The organism is Rhodococcus tukisamuensis NBRC 100609, assembly GCF_001894985.1.
Classification (GTDB): domain Bacteria; phylum Actinomycetota; class Actinomycetes; order Mycobacteriales; family Mycobacteriaceae; genus Rhodococcus_G; species Rhodococcus_G tukisamuensis.
On sequence record NZ_BCXG01000004.1, the window covers coordinates 42,534 to 59,286 of the forward strand.

Below are 16,753 nucleotides of genomic sequence, written 5' to 3' on the forward strand. Positions count from 1 at the left end.
GGACAGCCTAGACGTACGGTTGCCCGCCGATTCCGCGGCGCGGCCACCCGACGCGCGGGTGACATTCGCCATGCATGCACCCGATCCGGCAGTGGCGCAAGTTACCATGGACGCGGGCAGCCGCCCGTTGCCCGCCACAACAGGGCCGACGAGTTCTCACCGGCGGCCCACAGATAATGTGCGCGCACCTGATCTCGAGGTCCCTTCCCGCGCCGCGCCGAGATCCCCGTGATCTCCCCGCTGGCAGCAGGAAGCGCGACTCACGGACGAGGGCACCGACATCGGCCGACACCCGGCCTGGCCCCCAAGCTCGTGCGCGCGTGCCAACGAGGAAGGCCAGACCCCTGAGCAAGATCACTATCGACCACGAAGACGACGCGACCGAAACAACGTTGTCCGCCCAGCTCGACGAGACGCACATTGCCCCCACCTTCGCCGAACTCGGCGTCCGGGACGAGATCGTCCGGGCCCTCGCCGAGATCGGCATCGACCGCACCTTCGCGATCCAGGAACTGACGCTGCCGCTCGCGTTGGCCGGCGACGACCTGATCGGCCAGGCCCGCACCGGCATGGGCAAGACCTTCGGCTTCGGCGTGCCGCTGCTGCACCGCATCGCCACCGGCGACACGGGCACCGCGACGCTCGACGGCACCCCCCGCGCGCTGATCATCGTGCCGACCCGCGAGCTGTGCGTCCAGGTCACCGAGGACCTGGTCAACGCGAGCAAGTACCTGAAGGCAGGCGACCGCAAGCTCGAGGTGCTCTCGATCTACGGCGGACGCCCGTACGAGACCCAGATCGCCGCGCTCCAGAAGGGTGTCGACGTCGTCGTCGGCACCCCGGGCCGGCTGCTCGACCTGGCCAAGCAGGGCCATCTGATCCTGGGCAAGATCGGCGTCCTGGTGCTCGACGAGGCCGACGAGATGCTCGACCTCGGCTTCCTGCCGGACATCGAGCGGATCCTCGGCATGGTCCCCACCAAGCGTCAGACGATGCTGTTCTCGGCCACCATGCCGGGCCCGATCATCACCCTCGCGCGCACCTTCCTGACGCAGCCGACGCACATCCGCGCCGAGGAGCCCGAGTCCTCCGCCGTCCACGACCGCACCACCCAGCACGTCTACCGCGCGCACGCGCTGGACAAGGCCGAGATGGTCGCCCGCGTGCTGCAGGCCGAGGGCCGCGGCGCCACCATGATCTTCACCCGCACCAAGCGGACCGCGCAGAAGGTCGCCGACGACCTCGCGGAGCGTGGCTTCTCGGTCGGCGCCGTGCACGGCGACCTCGGCCAGGTCGCCCGTGAGAAGGCGCTCAAGGGCTTCCGCACCGGCAAGGTCGACGTCCTGGTCGCCACCGACGTGGCCGCCCGCGGCATCGACATCGACGACGTCACGCACGTCATCAACTACCAGTGCCCCGAGGACGAGAAGACCTACGTGCACCGGATCGGCCGCACCGGCCGCGCGGGCCGCACCGGCATCGCGGTCACCCTGGTCGACTGGGACGACATCCCCCGCTGGCAGCTGATCGACAAGGCCCTCGACCTGGGCATGCCGGACCCCGTCGAGACGTACTCCAGCTCCGAGCACCTGTACGCGGACCTGGCCATCCCGGCAGGCGCGAAGGGCACGGTCCGCCGGCAGAAGGCCGAGCGCGCCGAGTCCGAGTCCACCGACGAGACCAGCTCGACCGCGACGCGTTCCGCCGAGACGGCCGAGAAGTCGGAGCGGCCGCGTCGCGCCCACCCCCGCAAGCGCACCCGCGGCGGACGCAGCACCGACGAGACCAACGCTGCCGCAGCGGTTTCCGACGCTCCGGCCACGGACACCACCGCGCCGTCCGGCGACGGCACCGCCCCCGCTCGGCGTCGGCGTCGTCGCCGCAAGCCCGCTGCGGCGGCGGGCGCGGCCACCGCAGTCGCAGCCTCGGAGTAACCGACTGCCGATGCTCGCACCCGAGCGGCGCACCCGCGTCGACCTGTTGGCCGCCGGCGCGATCGCGCTCGTTGTGCTGCTCGCGGCCGGGGTGATCTGGCTCCGTAGCGATGCCCGGGGTACCACCTCGGTCACCGCGCGGACGCCGGCCACCCCGGCCGACTCGGCACTGTCCGTGCCCGAGTCCCTGACCGAGGCGTGGCGCGCCGCCAGCGGCGCCACCACCGCCCCGATCGTCGTCGGCGGTGCCGTCGTCACCGCCGACGACGGCACCGTCACCGGACGCGACCGCGCGACCGGCGACGAGATCTGGCACTACCGGCGGGACATGCCGCTGTGCGGCGCGATCGGGGCCTGGAACACCGCCGTCGCGGTGTACCGGGACCGGTCCGGCTGCGGCCAGGTCACCCAGCTCGACGGCTCGACCGGAACCCGTGAGGCCCAGCGCAACAGCGAAGCCGACGACGTGGTGGCGCTCTCCGAGGACGGCACCTACGCGACGGCCCGCGGCTCCACCCGGCTGGAGGTGTGGCGTTCCGACCTGGTCCGCACCCTCGAGTACGGGCGGGTGGACGCGCCGGTGAACCCGAAGGCACAGCCGCGCACCGGGTGCGAGCTCCTCTCCTCCGGCTCGAGCAGCGGCCGCCTCGCGGTGGTCGAGCGGTGCCCGGACGAGACGGCGGCCCGGCTGAGCGTGCAGAACCCGGCCCCCAAGGACAACACCGAGCCCGAGGAGTACGGCACCACCCTGCTCGACGACGCCGGCGAGGACGTCCGGGTGATCGCGGTCTCCGGCGACCGCACCGCGTTGTACCTGCCCCCGGGGCCGGCCTCGACTCCCGGCAGCGGCGGACGGATCGGGGTCTACGACGGCACCGGCGCGATCGTGGACCAGTTCCCGGTCGCCGGCGAGGTCTCCCCCACAGCTGTGGCCGTCAAGGTCGGATCCACCTTCACGTGGTGGACCGGTTCACGCGTGATTGCTTTGCGCACAACAGATTTAACGCCGACCTGGACGTTCGACGGAGCGCTCGGCCCCGGCACCGCGATGGCCGGCCAGATCCTGGTGCCGGTGGCCGACGCCGTCGCCGTGCTCGACGCCGCCACCGGCGCCCAGATCCACCGCATCCCGGTGGACCGCTCGCCCGCACCGACCGGCGCGGGCGACCCGATCAGGTCCGCCGCGCTCGGGTCGATGCTCCTCGAGCAGCGCGGCGACGAGGTCGTCGCGCTGCACTGAGCTGAGCCGGGGCGCCGGCTAGCCCGCCGGGTTGAACGTCTCGAGCGCCGCGCCCGTGTCCCAGTGCGCCGTCAACTGCCGGGCCAACTCGCGATAAGCCTGCGCTCCCTTGGACTTTCGGCCAGCCAGTACCGTCGCCCCGGAGGCCGTCGCCTCCGCGAACTTCACGGTCCGTGGGATCGGCGGCGCCAGGACCGGCAGCTCGTAGCGGTCCGCGACGTCGGAGAGCACGTCCCGGCTGTGGGTGGTGCGCGCGTCGTACAGGGTCGGCAGGGCACCGAGCAGCTGCAGGTTCGGGTTGGTGATCTGCTGGACCTCGCTGACCGTCCGCAGCAGCTGTCCGACGCCGCGGTGCGCCAGCGTCTCGCACTGCAACGGCACGAGCACGGCGTCCGCAGCGGTCAGGCCGTTGAGGGTGAGCACGCCGAGGGACGGCGGGCAGTCGATCAGCACGGTGTCGAAATCGCCGTCCAGCGTCGCGATGGCGCGCTTGAGCGCGAACTCACGCCCCGGGCGCATCAGCAGCACCGCCTCCGCGCCGGCCAGGTCGATGGTCGCGGGCGCCAGCGACAGCCCTTCGGAGGTCGGCAGGATCACCTCACGCAGGGACACCTCGCCGGTCAGCACGTCGTGCACCGACGACTCCAACCGGTCGGGGTTGTGCCCCAACGAGAAGGTCAGGCAGCCCTGCGGGTCGAGGTCGACCACCAAGACCTTGCGTCCGAGCGCGGCCAAAGCCGCCCCCAGAGACGCCACCGTGGTCGTCTTGGCGACCCCACCCTTTTGATTCGCCACAGCGAGCACAGTTGTCACGGCTGTGATCTTTGCGCAATTCACGCCGGGTGGCGAGCGCTGGAACTTAATGGCCCTGGCATCATCGAGTCCATGACCGTCGCCGACCCCCGCATCGTCCTGCTCCGGCACGGCGAGACGGAGTGGTCGCGCACCGGCCGCCACACCGGCCGCACCGACGTCCCGATGACCACCGCCGGCCAGGAGCAGGCCCGGCGCGCGGGGGCGCGGGTGGCCGCGCTCGGCCTGCGTGACCCGCTGGTGCTCTCCAGCCCCCGGCAGCGGTCCGTACGGACGGCGGAACTCGCCGGTCTCGACGCCCGCGAGTGGGACGCGCTGGCCGAGTGGGACTACGGGCAGTACGAGGGCCTGACGACGCCGCAGATCCGCGAGCAGGTCCCGCAGTGGACCGTCTGGACCCATCCGTGCCCGGGCGGCGAGCCCGCCGACACCGTGGCTGCCCGGGCCGACATGGTGCTGGCCATCGCGCTCTCACGACTCGACGACCGGGACGTGGTCCTGGTCGGGCACGGCCACTTCTCCCGCGCCCTGCTGGCGCGCTGGGCGGGTCTGCCGGTCGCGGCCGGCAACCGGTTCGGCATGTTCCCCGGCGCGGTCTCCGTGCTCGGTTTCGAACACGGCGTCCAGCAGGTCGTCTCCCACAACCTCACCTGACCCGGCAACCGAACAGAAACCGGCCACCCGAGAAGAAAGCAGGCAACACATGATCCGGCGGGCCACCCCCGACGACGTCACGGCCGTCACCGGCCTGATCTACGACCTCGCCGAGTACGAGAAGGCCCGGCACGAGTGCACGGTCACCGAGGAGCAGATCGCCACGGCGCTGTTCGGCGACACACCCGCGGCGTTCTGCCACGTCGCCGAGGAGTCGGGCAAGGTGGTCGGCCTGGCCCTGTGGTTCCTGAACTTCTCCACCTGGGACGGCGTGCACGGGATCTACCTCGAGGACCTGTTCGTGCAGCCCGAGTTCCGCGGCGCCGGGCACGGCAAGTCGCTGCTGACGGCACTGGCCCGCGAGTGCGTGGACCGCGGCTACTCGCGGATGAGCTGGGCGGTGCTGAAGTGGAACACGCCGTCGATCGAGTTCTACGACTCGCTCGGCGCGCAGCCGCAGGACGAGTGGACCACCTACCGGCTCTCCGGCGCCCCGCTCGCGGCGCTCGGCGGACGCTAGTCGGCGTCCTTCTCTCCGAACTCCTCGTCGACCCCGTACGCCGCGGCCATCCAGCGGCTGGTCGGGCCGCTGAACAAAAGCAGCAGCGCGGGCACCACCACGAGGCCCAGCAGGGTGCCGTAGACCGGCTGGTCGGAGCCGGTCATCAACGACCACACCACTGGCAGCAGCAGCAGCTGGGCGAGCACGGCGAGGGAGCGACCCCAGCGGCGCCCCCGCAGCAGCGCGATGCCGCCGGCGAGCACACCACCGCCGAGGACGCCCGCCCAGGCGGCGGTGCCGTAGCTGCTGGCGATGCTCTGGTCGTGTCCCTGCAGGCCGCGCACGACCAGGATCGCGGCCAGTACCAGCGCGACGACCCCCTCCAGGGTCACCAGCACACCCGCCCAACGGACGGTGTTCGGCAGGACGGGTGAGACGGACGACGGTTGCTCGGACACGCCGCCAGCCTAGCCGGGCTAGGGTTGCTACCCGTGCGTGCGCTGCTGATCGTCAACCCCAATGCGACTTCCACCACTCCCGCGGCCCGCGACCTGCTCGCGCATGCGCTGTCGAGCCGGGTCGAGGTCCGGGTGGTGACGACCACACATCGCGGTCACGCCGCGGAGCTCGCGCGGAGGGCATCCCTCGAGGGCGTCCGGCTGATCATCGTGCACGGCGGCGACGGGACCGTGAACGAGGTGATCAACGGCCTTCTCGGCGCACCGGAACCCGACACCATGAGCGCGGTGACGTTCGGGCCGACGCCGCTGGTCGCCGTCGTGCCGGGCGGGTCCGCGAATGTGTTCGCCCGTTCACTCGGCATCGACGCCGACCCGGTGGTCGCGACGAACCAGCTGATCGAACTGCTCGAACTGCGGGAGCGTCGACGCGTCGGGCTCGGCCACTGCGACGGCCGCTGGTTCACCTTCAACGCCGGAATGGGGTTCGACGCGCAGGTGTGCGAGGCCATCGACGCGAGCCGCGCCAATGGGCACGCGGCGACGCCGAGCCGGTATGTCCGCACCGCCCTCCGCGCCTTCCTGCGCAACCGCCGCCTCGCGCCGACGCTGACGGTGCACACCCCGGGGCACGAACCGGTCGACGGCGTGCACTACGCCTTCGTGTCCAATTCGAGCCCGTGGACGTACCTGAACGCCCGGCCGGTCCGGGTCAACCCGGAGACCGCGTTCGAGACCGGCCTCGGCGTCTTCGCGATGCGGACGACGAGCGTCACGACCACCCTGCGACTGATCCGGCAGATGCTGACCCCGGGCTCACAACCGAAGTCCCGCAAGCTTTTTCGGACCGACAACGTGCCCCGGGTGCGAATCGTCGCGACTGCGCCGATCGGCCTGCAACTGGACGGCGACTACATCGGGATGCGCAGCGAAGTGGAGTTCGTCTCGGTGCCGGACGCCCTGACGGTCATTGCCCCCAGCCGAGCGTGACGAGATTGCCCACAGCCGGGCCTGGCGGACCGTCCGACCGGACAAAGTTCAGGGGAAATTCTACGCTACTAGTGCATTACCGCCTCGCGCGGGGTAGAAAGTAACGCACACCACAGCTGCGGCAAACGTAGAGTGAGTTACCCCACGGAGTGGTCAAATTCTATTGACTTCCAGCGTGTTCGTGAAAGCATTCACAAGCAACAGCGTGGAAACAATGTCCACCGAGCGCATGAACGATGCGATACGAAACGAAGCGGTGCCGAACGCACCCGTACTAAGGAGCAGAGCCATGGACTGGCGCCACAATGCAATCTGTCGCGACGAGGACCCGGAACTGTTCTTCCCCGTGGGAAACAGTGGCCCGGCCATCGCGCAGATCGCGGACGCCAAGCTGGTGTGCAACCGCTGCCCCGTGACCGCCGACTGCCTGTCCTGGGCCCTCGAGTCCGGCCAGGACGCGGGCGTCTGGGGCGGCATGGGCGAGGACGAGCGTCGCGCCCTCAAGCGTCGCAACGCGCGCACCCGGGCACGCAGCGCGGTCTGACCAGCAGTATACGAATGGGCCCGGCACCTGGTGGTGCCGGGCCTCAGTCGTCTCCGGGGACCTGCCGTCCGGGTGGCTCAGCCGTCGCCGTTCCGCAGCCGGGGCCGCTCGCTCAGGACCGGCCGGCGCGTCGACCCAACGGCACCCGCAGCGACGCGTCCGTGCCGCTGCCCTCGGCCGGTTCCAGGCCCACCGATCCACCCAGTTCCGCCGACACCAGGGTGCGGACGATCTGCAGCCCCAGCCGGTCGGAGCCTTCCAGGCTGAACCCCGGCGGCAGGCCCTTCCCGTCGTCGTGGATGACCACGTCCAGCCAGCGGGCCGAACGCCGCACGATCATCGTCACCGTCCCGGGCACTCCCGGGTCGAAGGCGTGCTCGATGGCGTTCTGGACCAGTTCCGTCAGCACCATCACCAGCGGGGTGGCCCGTTCGGCCGGGAAGACGCCGAAGCTGCCCTCCCGTCGGATCTGGACGGGGCTCCCCACCACCGCGACGTCGGCCATGATCGGGGTGAGCCGGTCGACCACCTCGTCGAGGTTGACCTCCTCGTCGACCGACATCGACAGCGTGTCGTGCACCAGCGCGATCGAACTGACCCTGCGGACCGACTCGCTCAGTGCCTGACGGGCCTCCTCGTTGTTGGTGCGCCTGGCCTGCAGCCGCAGCAGCGCCGCCACCGTCTGCAGGTTGTTCTTCACCCGGTGGTGGATCTCCCGGATGGTGGCGTCCTTGCTCAGCAACGCCCGGTCCCGGCGCTTGACCTCCGTGACGTCGCGGATCAGCACCACCGCACCCGACGGCTGCCCGCCCGGGCGCAGCACCAGGGTGCGCAGCAACACGGTGGCGCCTCGCGCCTCCACCTCCATCCGCTTGCCGGCCTTGCCCTCGAGCGCGCCGCGGATGTCGTCGGCGATGTACTGGGCGTCGAACGGGTCGGTGATCAGCGTCCGCATCACCGCCGGCAGGTCGCGGCTCTTGAGGCTCGTCGTGGTCAGCCCCATCCGGTGGTACGCGGACAGCGCGTTCGGGCTGGCGTAGATGACCGTCCCGTCGGTGTCGAGCCGGATGAACCCGTCACCCGCCCGCGGACTCGACAGAATCTCGCTGTGCTCCTCGGGCGTCGGGAACGTGCCCTCGCTGATCATCTGGCACAGTTCCCCCGCGCAGTCGAGGTAGGCGACCTCGAGCGGGCTGGACTGCCGCTTCTGAGTGGGGTTGGTGTCGCGGCTCAGGACGGCGATGACCTCGCCGGCGCAGCGGACCGGCACGGCCTCGCGGCGAACCGGGGTCCCCTCCGCGGCGGGGTCGTCGTCGACGCGGATGATCCGCCACTCCTCGAAGGCCTTGCGCACGTGTGGGTGCTCGTCGTCTGAGACCACCGAACCGACGGCGTCCTCCGCGAAGGCGGTCGGCGCGGTGGTCGGCCGGCACTGCGCGACGCACACCACCTCACCCACGCCGGGCGCGTCGGGGTCGTCGCGGTCGGCGGCGACCCAGAGCAATACGTCGGCGAAGGACAGGTCGGCCAGCAGCTGCCACTCCCCGACCACCCGCTGCAGGTGGTCCACCGCCTCGCCGGGCAGGTCGGTGTGTTCGGCCAGCAGGTCACTGAGAGTGGACATCGTCGTCTGCGCGTCGGGTCAGGAGATGACGGCGATCAGGTCGCCCTGCTGGATCACGTCGCCCACCGTCACGCCGAGCGAGGTGACCGTGCCCGGCACCTCCGCGAGCACCGGAATCTCCATCTTCATCGACTCCAGGATCACCAGGGTGTCGCCCTCCTGGACCTCGTCGCCTTCGGCGACAACGACCTGGTAGACGGTGGAAACCATCTCCGCACGCACATCTTCCGCCATCGAGCACCTCGCTTGTATCGACCGTCAGTGAAGTACAGCCAACCACACGTGGGAGAATGTCCCGGAGCGAGATCTGAGGGAAGGAGACAACCATGGGTAAGCGTGGTCGCAAGAAGCGCAGCCGTAAGGGCAACAAGGCCAACCACGGCAAGCGTCCCAACGCCTGACGCGTCGTAGGTAGCAACACCCAGAAGGCCGGGGCACCGCAAGGTGCCCCGGCATTCTGGCGTATCCGAGCACTGAGGGGTCCCGCACGTAGTCCGCCCTTCGAGTTCCCGTTCGTTCGTTCTGCCACCAAGGCTCGACCATCGTCCATAGGATGTCCCGAACGTGTTCGGGGGCATGCGATTCCAAGGAACCTCGGCGCGGATCCCGCGTCACCTGCCCTCGATCGGAGACCCGTGCCCCTCTCGTCGACAACTATGGTCCGCCCCAGCCTGCGCCGCCTCACCGCGGCGGTGGTCACCGCCGCACTGCTCGCCGGTGGACTCGCTGCCGGCGCCGGCACCTCGGGGGCCACCGGGTCGGCGATTCTTCTCGGCGAGGCCACCGGATCCGCCGACCTCACCGCCGGATCCTCCGGCCTGACGGCCGGGTCCACGGACCTGGTGGCTGCCACCGGGTCGTCGAGCAACAATCCCGACCTTCCCCGCACCGCCACCCGCACGGTCGAGAACGTCTCCGCCACCCGGGAAGTGATCGGCGACAACACGGGCCTGCCCGGCGACACCGTGACCTACCGCACCACCGTCGCCGCGACGGCGGCACCGGACCGTCTGGTCACCCGGATAGCCGATCTGCCCAGCCACGTCCAGGTCTACGTCCCCGGCAGCGCGAAGGTCACCTACACGGCCGCCGACGGCACCCGGACGACCGAGGCCGTCACCCCGGTCCGGACCACCGCGGCAAACGGCCTCGACTCCTTGGCGGTCTCGGGTCCCGGTTGGCCGATCTCCGCCGAGTCCGGCGCCACGCTGGTCTACGAGATCACCTACCGGTGGACAGACGACAACGTCGTCAACCTCACCATGTTCCCCACCACGCGACTCGACACCGGCGTCGCCCTCGACGTCACCGGACTCGGCACCGTCGGCTGGACCGCGATGGGCGCCCTCGCCGGTTGCGAGCAGTACTGCGTGTGGAGGCTGTTCGACGCATTCGAGTTCATCGGCCAACGGTCCGGCAGCTGAACCACTGGGCATCGAAATGCCGTGATCCACAACGAGATTGAATGTCAGGGCACTACCTCATTCATCCAGGGCGGACCGCCTCGCGCAACTGCTCCACCGCCTTGCCGCGGGCGGACGAAGTGTCCCGAGGATGCGATGCACGAGGGCCGGGGCACCGCTGCATGCCCCGGCCCTCGTGCGTCTGCCGAACGGGCGGCTTCCTGACCAACGGTCGAGAGCACACCCCGACAACCGCCCGGTCGTGCGGCCGCGCAATTCCCCCGTTCGTCCACCACGTCGGGCATCCGCCCATAGGCTGACGCGCACACGGCCGGGAGGACCAGCCGGTCTGTTTGTGCCCATGCCTTCCACTCCTTCACCCCCCCCCACTCGAACCCCTCGTCCTTCCGCTGCCGAACGGAGATCCGATGCCCCGCCCGTCCCTGCTCACCCGCCCGACGGCCCGCCGCCTCGCGGATCGATCTCCGCGGCAGGCCCTCCATGGAGGACGGGGTGACCTACACCGGCGTCGGTATCGACGTCACCGGGCTGGGCACCCTGGACTGACCCCTCATGACCACCTCCTTCGGCAGCCCCCACAGGGCCCGTTCGAGAGCCGACCCAGCCAGCTCCGGCTTCCGTCGTCTAAATACCATTAGACACAACAGTTTTCACAATTGCCGTCCAGGCAGGACGGTCATCCATACGATGGCCACAGCATGGCCGAGGGATCAATCTCCCGCCCCGGCTTGCATCGAAGAATTCACCCCAGAACGGAGACCCATGTCCTCACCGACCCGTCCCGCGGTCCGACGTCTCGCGTCGGTCCTCGCGGCCACCGCACTGCTCACCGGCGGCATCGTCGCAGGAGCCGGCACCGCCGCAGCCAGCCTGCCCGTCACCGACGATTGCGAGGGTCAGTACTACCCCTGCCACGGCCCACAAGGATCCGCGGAAATTGCATTGCGGGAGGCCACTACAGCCATTCTCAACCCAGTGCTGGTGCCGTTGCTGTCTGCCTACAAATCCGTTTTCAACAACACAGGCTCACTAGCCGAATGACGAACGAGGGCCGCCCGAGACAGCTTCCCGGGCCGCCCCCTTCGTCGCATGCGGCTCTGGTCGGGGCCTATCCTGGCGATGATCGTGGTGATGCAGAGCTGGATCCGCAGGCGCCCACGCAGTCCGTCCGGGCGTATCCGCATCACACCGGCTACTTGGCGCCGCGGTGCTTCGCACGGCGAATCACCGTTTAACAGAACAATTTCCACGTTTCGTCACCGGTCGGTCGCCGCTCTCGTACGCTGATCCGCGCGCAGTCGCGGACCAGCCGGAACGATTCGCCTCACGACATCGTGCTCCGCAGGGAAGTACTGGCCGCCCGCACTCGACCACGGCACCCAACCCGAATCGGAGAACGCTGCATGCCCCTCGCCACCCTCACCCGCCTCGCCGCCGCCGCGGCGACGGCCACAGTCCTGCTCCTCACCGGCACCGGGGTCGCCGGCGCCGCCGGATCGGCGGACCTGCTCAACGGCCTCGGCTCCACGGTGAACAACCCCGACCTCACCGCGACCGCCACCAAGGCGCACGGCAACCTGTCGGTCACCCGCGAGATCATCGGCAAGAACACCGGGCACGCCGGCGAAACCCTCACCTACCGCACCACGGTCTCCGCCGCCGACGGCCCCGCGCGCAACGTCACCCGCATCAAGGAGCTCATCGAAAAGCCACACAACGGCACCTATCTCACCGAGGTCTCGGGAAAGCTCACCTACACCGACGCCACGGGTGCGCGGGTCACCGACGCCCTGCGTCCGTCCGGCATCGGCACCGTCACCGGGTCGTGGCCGGTCGACGCCGCCACCGGCGCCACCGTGGTCCACGAGACCACCTACCAGTGGAACGATCCGAATGTGGGCCTCGGACCCAAGCCGCCCTGCTCCGGCGAGTGCCCTCCCGTGGACCCGGCGGCCCTGAACAGTTCGGTGAGCGTCGACGTCACCGGCCTCGCCACCCTCGACTGGAACCCGACGGGAGTACTGGCCAGCTGCACCTTCGACTGCTCGAACCTCTGGCCGCTCGCTCCGGTGCTCGGGCCCTTCAGCATGCTCACCTCGCAGAGCTGATCGCCGCGACCACAGGCTTCCGCCGACTCCGGCGCCACCGCGGTCCTCGAGATCACTGTCGGTGGATGGATTTCCGAGGCAGGCCTCCATGGAGGAGGGGGTGACCCCTGATGACGACCTCCTTCGGCAGGCTCCACAAGGGCCCTTTCGACAGCTGACCCCGCCGACCCTGCATCCGGCTCTCGATCGTCTAAATACAGTTATGCACAACGATTTTCACCGTTTCCGACCGGGCAGGCCGGTCATCCATACGATGGCCACAGCATGGCCGGGGGATCAATCGCCAACTCCGGCCCGCATCGAAGAATTCACCCTACGAACGGAGACCCATGCCCTCACCGACCCGTCCCGCGGTCCGACGGCTGGCGTCGGCTCTCGCCGCCACCGCACTGCTCACCGGCGGCATCGCCGCAGGAACCGGCACTGCCGCAGCCGGCCTGCCCGTCACGGACGTGTGCGGTGGCCCCCCGCCGTGCGTGCAACCCCCAACCGGATCCGCGGCAGTCGGCATGGAAGCCTTGGCATTCGTCGTCCTCCCCGTGAATTCCTGGTTCGCCGCGAACTTCACCGACGCGGGCTCACTGGACGGCGGACTACCCGGATCCGGGACCTGAACGACAGACGAGGGCCGTCCCGGGACACTTCCGGGGCGGCCCTCGTCGTCGCTGCTGAGCTAGCTTTCCAGATCGGCGGTCGGGGCGAGGATCGTGTGGTGCGCAGTCGAAATACTGTTCAACAGAACACTTTTCGAGTTTCACGTCACCCACCGCTCCCACCCGCTACGATGACTCGCACGCGGTCGGGGGACCATTCGGTGCGTTTTCGTGCCTCTACGGCTCGGTCCTCCAGGCCGCACACCGTCCAGACGCGATGCGCAGGAGATCGCGCGTCTGCCGACCAGCAGACACATTCCTCTCACCCTCATGCCACGATCCTCGGTCTTCCGCCGCACTCGCGGCGGCAGACGCGGGCTCGCCCGCCTCGTCACGGTGGCCGCGACCGCCCTCCTCGCCACCGGCGCAGTGACCGGAGTCGCAGGCGCAGCCGGATCCGCAGACCTCGGCTCGCTGTCAGACGACTCGTCACGGACCGCGACGAAGGTGTACGACAACATCACCGTCACCCGCGAGATCGTCGACACGAACGTCGGACTCCCCGGCGACACCTTCACCTACCGCACCACCATCTCTGCCGTCGACGGCCCCGCCCGTCAGGTCACCCGCATCGAGGAAACTCCTGAAGGCCCGGCACCGCGCCTCCGCAACTGCTACCACCGAACCGGCGCCACAGTGACGTACACGGATGCAACCGGTAGCCGAGTCACCGATACCGTCATGCGCGTGGCCGCGACCGGTTCGTGGACCGTCGATGCCGCCACGGGCGCCACCGTGGTCTACGAGAGCACGTACCTGGATCGATCCGAACATCGGCACCATGGAGGGAATTGATTGCGGGGTCCGTGTCCGTCCGTGGACTCGGTGGACCTCGACACCGCGGTGAGCATCGACATCAGCGGCCTCGGCACCCTCGACTGGCACCCGACCGGCGTGACAGCCACCTGCCTCTCCAGCTGCAGCTCGATGCTGACCGCGCCGCTCCAAATTGCACGCGACCCCCTGCGGCTGTTCACCGCACAGAGCTGACCACCGCGCCTGTCGGGGGCGTGCTCACCTCCACACTTGCGGGCGAGCAGCGACTTCACCTTGGCCTCGATGCGTACGCCTCGAAGCAGGATCCGCAGTCCTTCATGTGCCGGCGCAGCCAGCGCGGGTGGACTCGTTGCACTCGTTGTCCAGCATCAATCAGACGTCGGCGATCACCACAGAGCAGTCCAACTTCTCGAACTCGTTGGAATGCGACCGGAGTCCCCTCGGTGGGCTGCGACCCGAGCGAGGATTCGACAAACATGGACTCCGGGATTGCCGTCCCGGCAGACGGCCCCGACCCCCTCACCTGGGCCACGGCGAATCCGTCAATTCGCCTTCTCGACCGCCGCGTATGGGCTAGCGTTCCGCGCCAGAGTCGGGGGACCAATCGGTATGTTTCGGTGTCGCCACGTCCTCCGCCTCCTGACCGTTCACCACACGACCACCCAGGAGAACCCGTGCCCCACACCTCGCAGCGGCGACGCGGCACAGCCGCCCGACTCGCCACTGCCACCGCAGCCGCAGCACTCATCGCCGCGAGCGTCACCGGCATCGCCACAGCCCAGTCCGCCGACACCGGGTCCGCGAACACAAAGCGCGCCACCACGACCCACGACAACCTCACCGTCACCCACGAGGTCATCGGTAGCAATATCGGATTGGAGGGTGACGAAATCCACTACCGCACAACCATCTCCGCAACCGACGGCCCCGCGCGACAGGTCACCGGGATCGCCGAAGGCCTCGTGGATCTGGTGGGTTGCTACGCAACGTGGACGACGGCGAAGTCCGGGACCGTGACGTACACAAACAATTCGGGTGAGCGGGTGTCCGAATCCATGCCACGCAACGGCTACAGCTACCCGGCGGTCGGATCATGGACCGTCGACCCCGCAGCGGGAACAACCGTCGTCTACGACACCGTCCGCGAATTCAATTCCACGCTCGGAGGGTTCGCCGTGGGTTGCGACTGGGCCGGCAATGCGAGCCCGTCGAACATCGACGCCGTGCTGACCGTCCGAGTGGACGGTCTCGACACGCTCGATTGGCGCCCGACCGGCGTCACCGCGACCTGCGCCTCCTCCTGCCTCATCCCCGGCAGCCCTGCCGGTTCGCTCGACATGGTGCTCGGCTCCGCATTGTTCGGGAGCTGACCCGCCCGGGCCCAGGTGGCGTGGCCGCGTTCGTTGCCGAGCACGATCCATCCGTCCGCGATCATTGCAACTCGCCCCCTCGATTGGCGAAATACCATTAGACACAATGGTTTTCGCATTTACCGACAGGACAGGCCGGCCATCCATACGATGACCACAGCATGGCCGGGCGATCACCCTCCCCGCTCCGGCCCGCATATCGAATTCGCCCCAGAACGGAGACCCATGTCCTCACCGACCCGTCCCGCAGTCCGACGTCTCGCGTCGGCCCTCGCGGCCACCGCACTGCTCACCGGCGGCATCGTCGCAGGAACCGGCACCGCCGCAGCCAGCCTGCCCGTCACGGACGTGTGCGGCGGTGGCGGCTGCGAACAACCACCCGGATCCGCGGAGATTGCACTGAATTCCGGTTTGTCTGCCCTTGCTGCCGTCGTCAACCCAGTGCTGGTGCCCGTGCTGTCTGTCTACCAGTCAGTCTTCGGCAATACTGGCTCGCTAGCGGAATGACGCACGAGGGCCGCCCGGGAATCCCCGGGCGACCCTCGTCGTCGCTGCTGAGCTAGACGTCCAGATCGCTAGTTGCCCAGATCGGTGGTCGTGGTGATGATCGTGGTGGTGCGAAGCTGGATCCGCAGCCGCTCCCGCAGCCCGTCCGGGGCGTGCTCGCCGCCGCACTTGCGGTTCACCAGAGACTTCACCTTCTCCTCGATGCCGTAGGCGGCCAGGCAGGACCCGCAGTCCTCGATGTGCCGTTGCAGCCGGGCGCGGGTGGCGTGGTCACACTCGTTGTCGAGCATCAGCCACACGTCCGCGATCACCGCGGAGCAGTCCAACTGCTCGAATTCGTCCTGCTCGCTCACCGGGACGCCTCCTGCTCCTGGTCTGCGGTCGGCGCCGCGGCGCCGCTCCGGTTGAATCCACGTTCGCGCGCCACGCCGGCGAGCAGTCCGCGCAGCTGCTTGCGCCCCCGGTGCAGGCGCGACATCACCGTGCCGATCGGCGTGCCCATGATCTCCGCGATCTCCTTGTACGGGAAGCCCTCGACGTCGGCGTAGTACACCGCCATCCGGAACTCCTCCGGCAGCTCCTGCAGCGCGGCCTTGATGTCGTCGTCGGGCAGCAGGTCCAGGGCCTCCACCTCCGCGGACCGCAGCCCGGTCGAGGTGTGCTCTGCCGTCGCGGCGAGCTGCCAGTCGGTGATCTCGTCCGTCGGGTACTGCGCCGGCTGCCGCTGCTTCTTGCGGTAGGAGTTGATGTAGGTGTTGGTGAGGATGCGGTACAGCCAGGCCTTGAGGTTCGTGCCCGCCTTGAACGAGCGGAACGCGGAGTAGGCCTTGATGAAGGTCTCCTGCACCAGGTCCTCGGCGTCGGCCGGGTTGCGCGTCATCCGGAGCGCCGCACCGTAGAGCTGGTCCAGCATCGGCAGCGCGTCGCGCTCGAAGCGCGCGGTCAGCTGCTCACTCGACTCGTCCTCCGGGCGTGCGTCGAGAACTGGTTCTGGCCGGTCGTCAGGCACGCTGATCCCTTCCATCGGGGTAGAGATCAAGGCTACCGCGGCGACCCGTCTGTCCGTGGGCCGCTCCTCGCACAGCACCGGCACGTGCACTCCTTCGTTCGGTGGCATCCGTCGTGGTGACCTCGCCAGCTCGGTGACGCCACTTG

General features: G+C 69.2%; 21 protein-coding genes and 1 pseudogene. 15 read left to right on the forward strand and 7 right to left on the reverse strand.

The genetic code is table 11. The features are described 5' to 3' along the window. Positions 1 to 320: 320 nt before the first annotated feature. On the forward strand, positions 321 to 1,934 hold the full coding sequence (locus RT2_RS05695; protein ID WP_072843575.1) for a DEAD/DEAH box helicase: 1,614 nt from the start codon (positions 321 to 323) through the stop codon (positions 1,932 to 1,934). Positions 1,935 to 1,944: 10 nt separating this feature from the next. Then, positions 1,945 to 3,174: an Rv3212 family protein gene (locus RT2_RS05700; protein ID WP_072843576.1), complete on the forward strand. Its 1,230-nt coding sequence runs from the start codon at positions 1,945 to 1,947 to the stop codon at positions 3,172 to 3,174. 18 nt (positions 3,175 to 3,192) lie between these two features. Here the strand turns inward: RT2_RS05700 and RT2_RS05705 are convergent, their stop codons facing one another. Beyond that, entirely contained in the window at positions 3,193 to 3,987 is a 795-nt protein-coding gene (locus RT2_RS05705) for a ParA family protein (protein ID WP_072843577.1), read from the reverse strand. Between the two features lie 72 nt (positions 3,988 to 4,059). Between RT2_RS05705 and RT2_RS05710 the strand changes: the two genes are divergently transcribed. Both RT2_RS05710 and RT2_RS05715 read left to right on the forward strand, forming a co-directional pair. After that, positions 4,060 to 4,641 (forward strand): acid phosphatase, encoded by a 582-nt coding sequence (locus tag RT2_RS05710; RefSeq protein ID WP_072843578.1) that lies wholly within the window; start codon positions 4,060 to 4,062, stop codon positions 4,639 to 4,641. A gap of 49 nt (positions 4,642 to 4,690) precedes the next feature. Further along, the gene (locus tag RT2_RS05715; RefSeq protein WP_072843579.1) at positions 4,691 to 5,161 is read left to right on the forward strand and encodes a GNAT family N-acetyltransferase; all 471 of its coding nucleotides are present in this window, start codon (positions 4,691 to 4,693) and stop codon (positions 5,159 to 5,161) included. On the opposite strand, the gene RT2_RS05720 is transcribed toward RT2_RS05715, so the two are convergent. Next, a complete protein-coding gene (locus RT2_RS05720; RefSeq protein WP_072843580.1) occupies positions 5,158 to 5,601 on the reverse strand; it encodes a hypothetical protein in 444 nt (147 codons plus the stop codon). The genes RT2_RS05715 and RT2_RS05720 overlap by 4 nt on opposite strands. Before the next feature lie 33 nt (positions 5,602 to 5,634). On the opposite strand from RT2_RS05720, the gene RT2_RS05725 reads away from it, so the two are divergent. Together RT2_RS05725 and RT2_RS05730 are read left to right on the forward strand one after the other, a co-directional pair. Then, positions 5,635 to 6,591 (forward strand): diacylglycerol/lipid kinase family protein, encoded by a 957-nt coding sequence (locus tag RT2_RS05725; RefSeq protein WP_072843581.1) that lies wholly within the window; start codon positions 5,635 to 5,637, stop codon positions 6,589 to 6,591. Between the two features lie 289 nt (positions 6,592 to 6,880). Beyond that, positions 6,881 to 7,135, forward strand: a complete 255-nt coding sequence (locus RT2_RS05730) for a WhiB family transcriptional regulator (protein WP_072843582.1) — start codon at positions 6,881 to 6,883, stop codon at positions 7,133 to 7,135. 112 nt (positions 7,136 to 7,247) lie between these two features. Here RT2_RS05730 and RT2_RS05735 read toward each other — a convergent pair whose 3' ends face one another. Then, a complete protein-coding gene (locus RT2_RS05735; RefSeq protein WP_072843583.1) occupies positions 7,248 to 8,759 on the reverse strand; it encodes a sensor histidine kinase in 1,512 nt (503 codons plus the stop codon). A gap of 18 nt (positions 8,760 to 8,777) precedes the next feature. Beyond that, positions 8,778 to 8,993, reverse strand: a complete 216-nt coding sequence (locus RT2_RS05740) for a biotin/lipoyl-binding carrier protein (protein WP_072843584.1) — start codon at positions 8,991 to 8,993, stop codon at positions 8,778 to 8,780. A 92-nt stretch (positions 8,994 to 9,085) separates the two neighbouring features. Here RT2_RS05740 and RT2_RS26790 point away from each other — a divergent pair, with 92 nt between their 5' ends. The 7 genes from RT2_RS26790 to RT2_RS25745 all read left to right on the forward strand — a co-directional run bounded on the left by RT2_RS26790 (position 9,086) and on the right by RT2_RS25745 (position 13,934). Continuing rightward, complete coding sequence (locus RT2_RS26790; RefSeq protein ID WP_095413260.1) at positions 9,086 to 9,160, forward strand: 50S ribosomal protein bL37; 75 nt, start codon at positions 9,086 to 9,088, stop codon at positions 9,158 to 9,160. Positions 9,161 to 9,415: 255 nt separating this feature from the next. Continuing rightward, a complete protein-coding gene (locus tag RT2_RS25295; RefSeq protein WP_072843585.1) occupies positions 9,416 to 10,183 on the forward strand; it encodes a hypothetical protein in 768 nt (255 codons plus the stop codon). 762 nt (positions 10,184 to 10,945) lie between these two features. Continuing rightward, entirely contained in the window at positions 10,946 to 11,224 is a 279-nt protein-coding gene (locus tag RT2_RS25300) for a hypothetical protein (RefSeq protein WP_139191220.1), read from the forward strand. A 362-nt stretch (positions 11,225 to 11,586) separates the two neighbouring features. Then, positions 11,587 to 12,291, forward strand: a complete 705-nt coding sequence (locus RT2_RS05750) for a hypothetical protein (protein ID WP_072843586.1) — start codon at positions 11,587 to 11,589, stop codon at positions 12,289 to 12,291. A gap of 329 nt (positions 12,292 to 12,620) precedes the next feature. Next, positions 12,621 to 12,905 (forward strand): hypothetical protein, encoded by a 285-nt coding sequence (locus tag RT2_RS05755; RefSeq protein WP_072843587.1) that lies wholly within the window; start codon positions 12,621 to 12,623, stop codon positions 12,903 to 12,905. Between the two features lie 309 nt (positions 12,906 to 13,214). Then, positions 13,215 to 13,739: a hypothetical protein gene (locus RT2_RS05760; protein ID WP_072843588.1), complete on the forward strand. Its 525-nt coding sequence runs from the start codon at positions 13,215 to 13,217 to the stop codon at positions 13,737 to 13,739. Positions 13,740 to 13,760: 21 nt separating this feature from the next. Next, the gene (locus RT2_RS25745; protein ID WP_169888172.1) at positions 13,761 to 13,934 is read left to right on the forward strand and encodes a hypothetical protein; all 174 of its coding nucleotides are present in this window, start codon (positions 13,761 to 13,763) and stop codon (positions 13,932 to 13,934) included. Between the two features lie 11 nt (positions 13,935 to 13,945). On the opposite strand, the pseudogene rsrA (RT2_RS26295) reads toward RT2_RS25745, so the two are convergent. Next, a pseudogene (gene rsrA, locus RT2_RS26295) lies at positions 13,946 to 14,090 on the reverse strand (mycothiol system anti-sigma-R factor); the annotation flags it as partial. A gap of 107 nt (positions 14,091 to 14,197) precedes the next feature. Here rsrA (RT2_RS26295) and RT2_RS05765 point away from each other — a divergent pair. Continuing rightward, positions 14,198 to 15,091, forward strand: a complete 894-nt coding sequence (locus tag RT2_RS05765; RefSeq protein ID WP_139191219.1) for a hypothetical protein — start codon at positions 14,198 to 14,200, stop codon at positions 15,089 to 15,091. A 225-nt stretch (positions 15,092 to 15,316) separates the two neighbouring features. Further along, positions 15,317 to 15,598, forward strand: a complete 282-nt coding sequence (locus tag RT2_RS25310; RefSeq protein ID WP_139191218.1) for a hypothetical protein — start codon at positions 15,317 to 15,319, stop codon at positions 15,596 to 15,598. Between the two features lie 68 nt (positions 15,599 to 15,666). On the opposite strand, the gene rsrA (RT2_RS05770) is transcribed toward RT2_RS25310, so the two are convergent. Together rsrA (RT2_RS05770) and RT2_RS05775 are read right to left on the reverse strand one after the other, a co-directional pair. Further along, entirely contained in the window at positions 15,667 to 15,951 is a 285-nt protein-coding gene (rsrA, locus tag RT2_RS05770) for a mycothiol system anti-sigma-R factor (RefSeq protein ID WP_072843590.1), read from the reverse strand. Further along, positions 15,948 to 16,715, reverse strand: coding sequence for a sigma-70 family RNA polymerase sigma factor (locus RT2_RS05775; RefSeq protein WP_083577101.1), 768 nt, complete (start codon positions 16,713 to 16,715; stop codon positions 15,948 to 15,950). The genes rsrA (RT2_RS05770) and RT2_RS05775 overlap by 4 nt, the downstream gene beginning before the upstream one ends. Between the last annotated feature and the right edge of the window lie 38 nt (positions 16,716 to 16,753).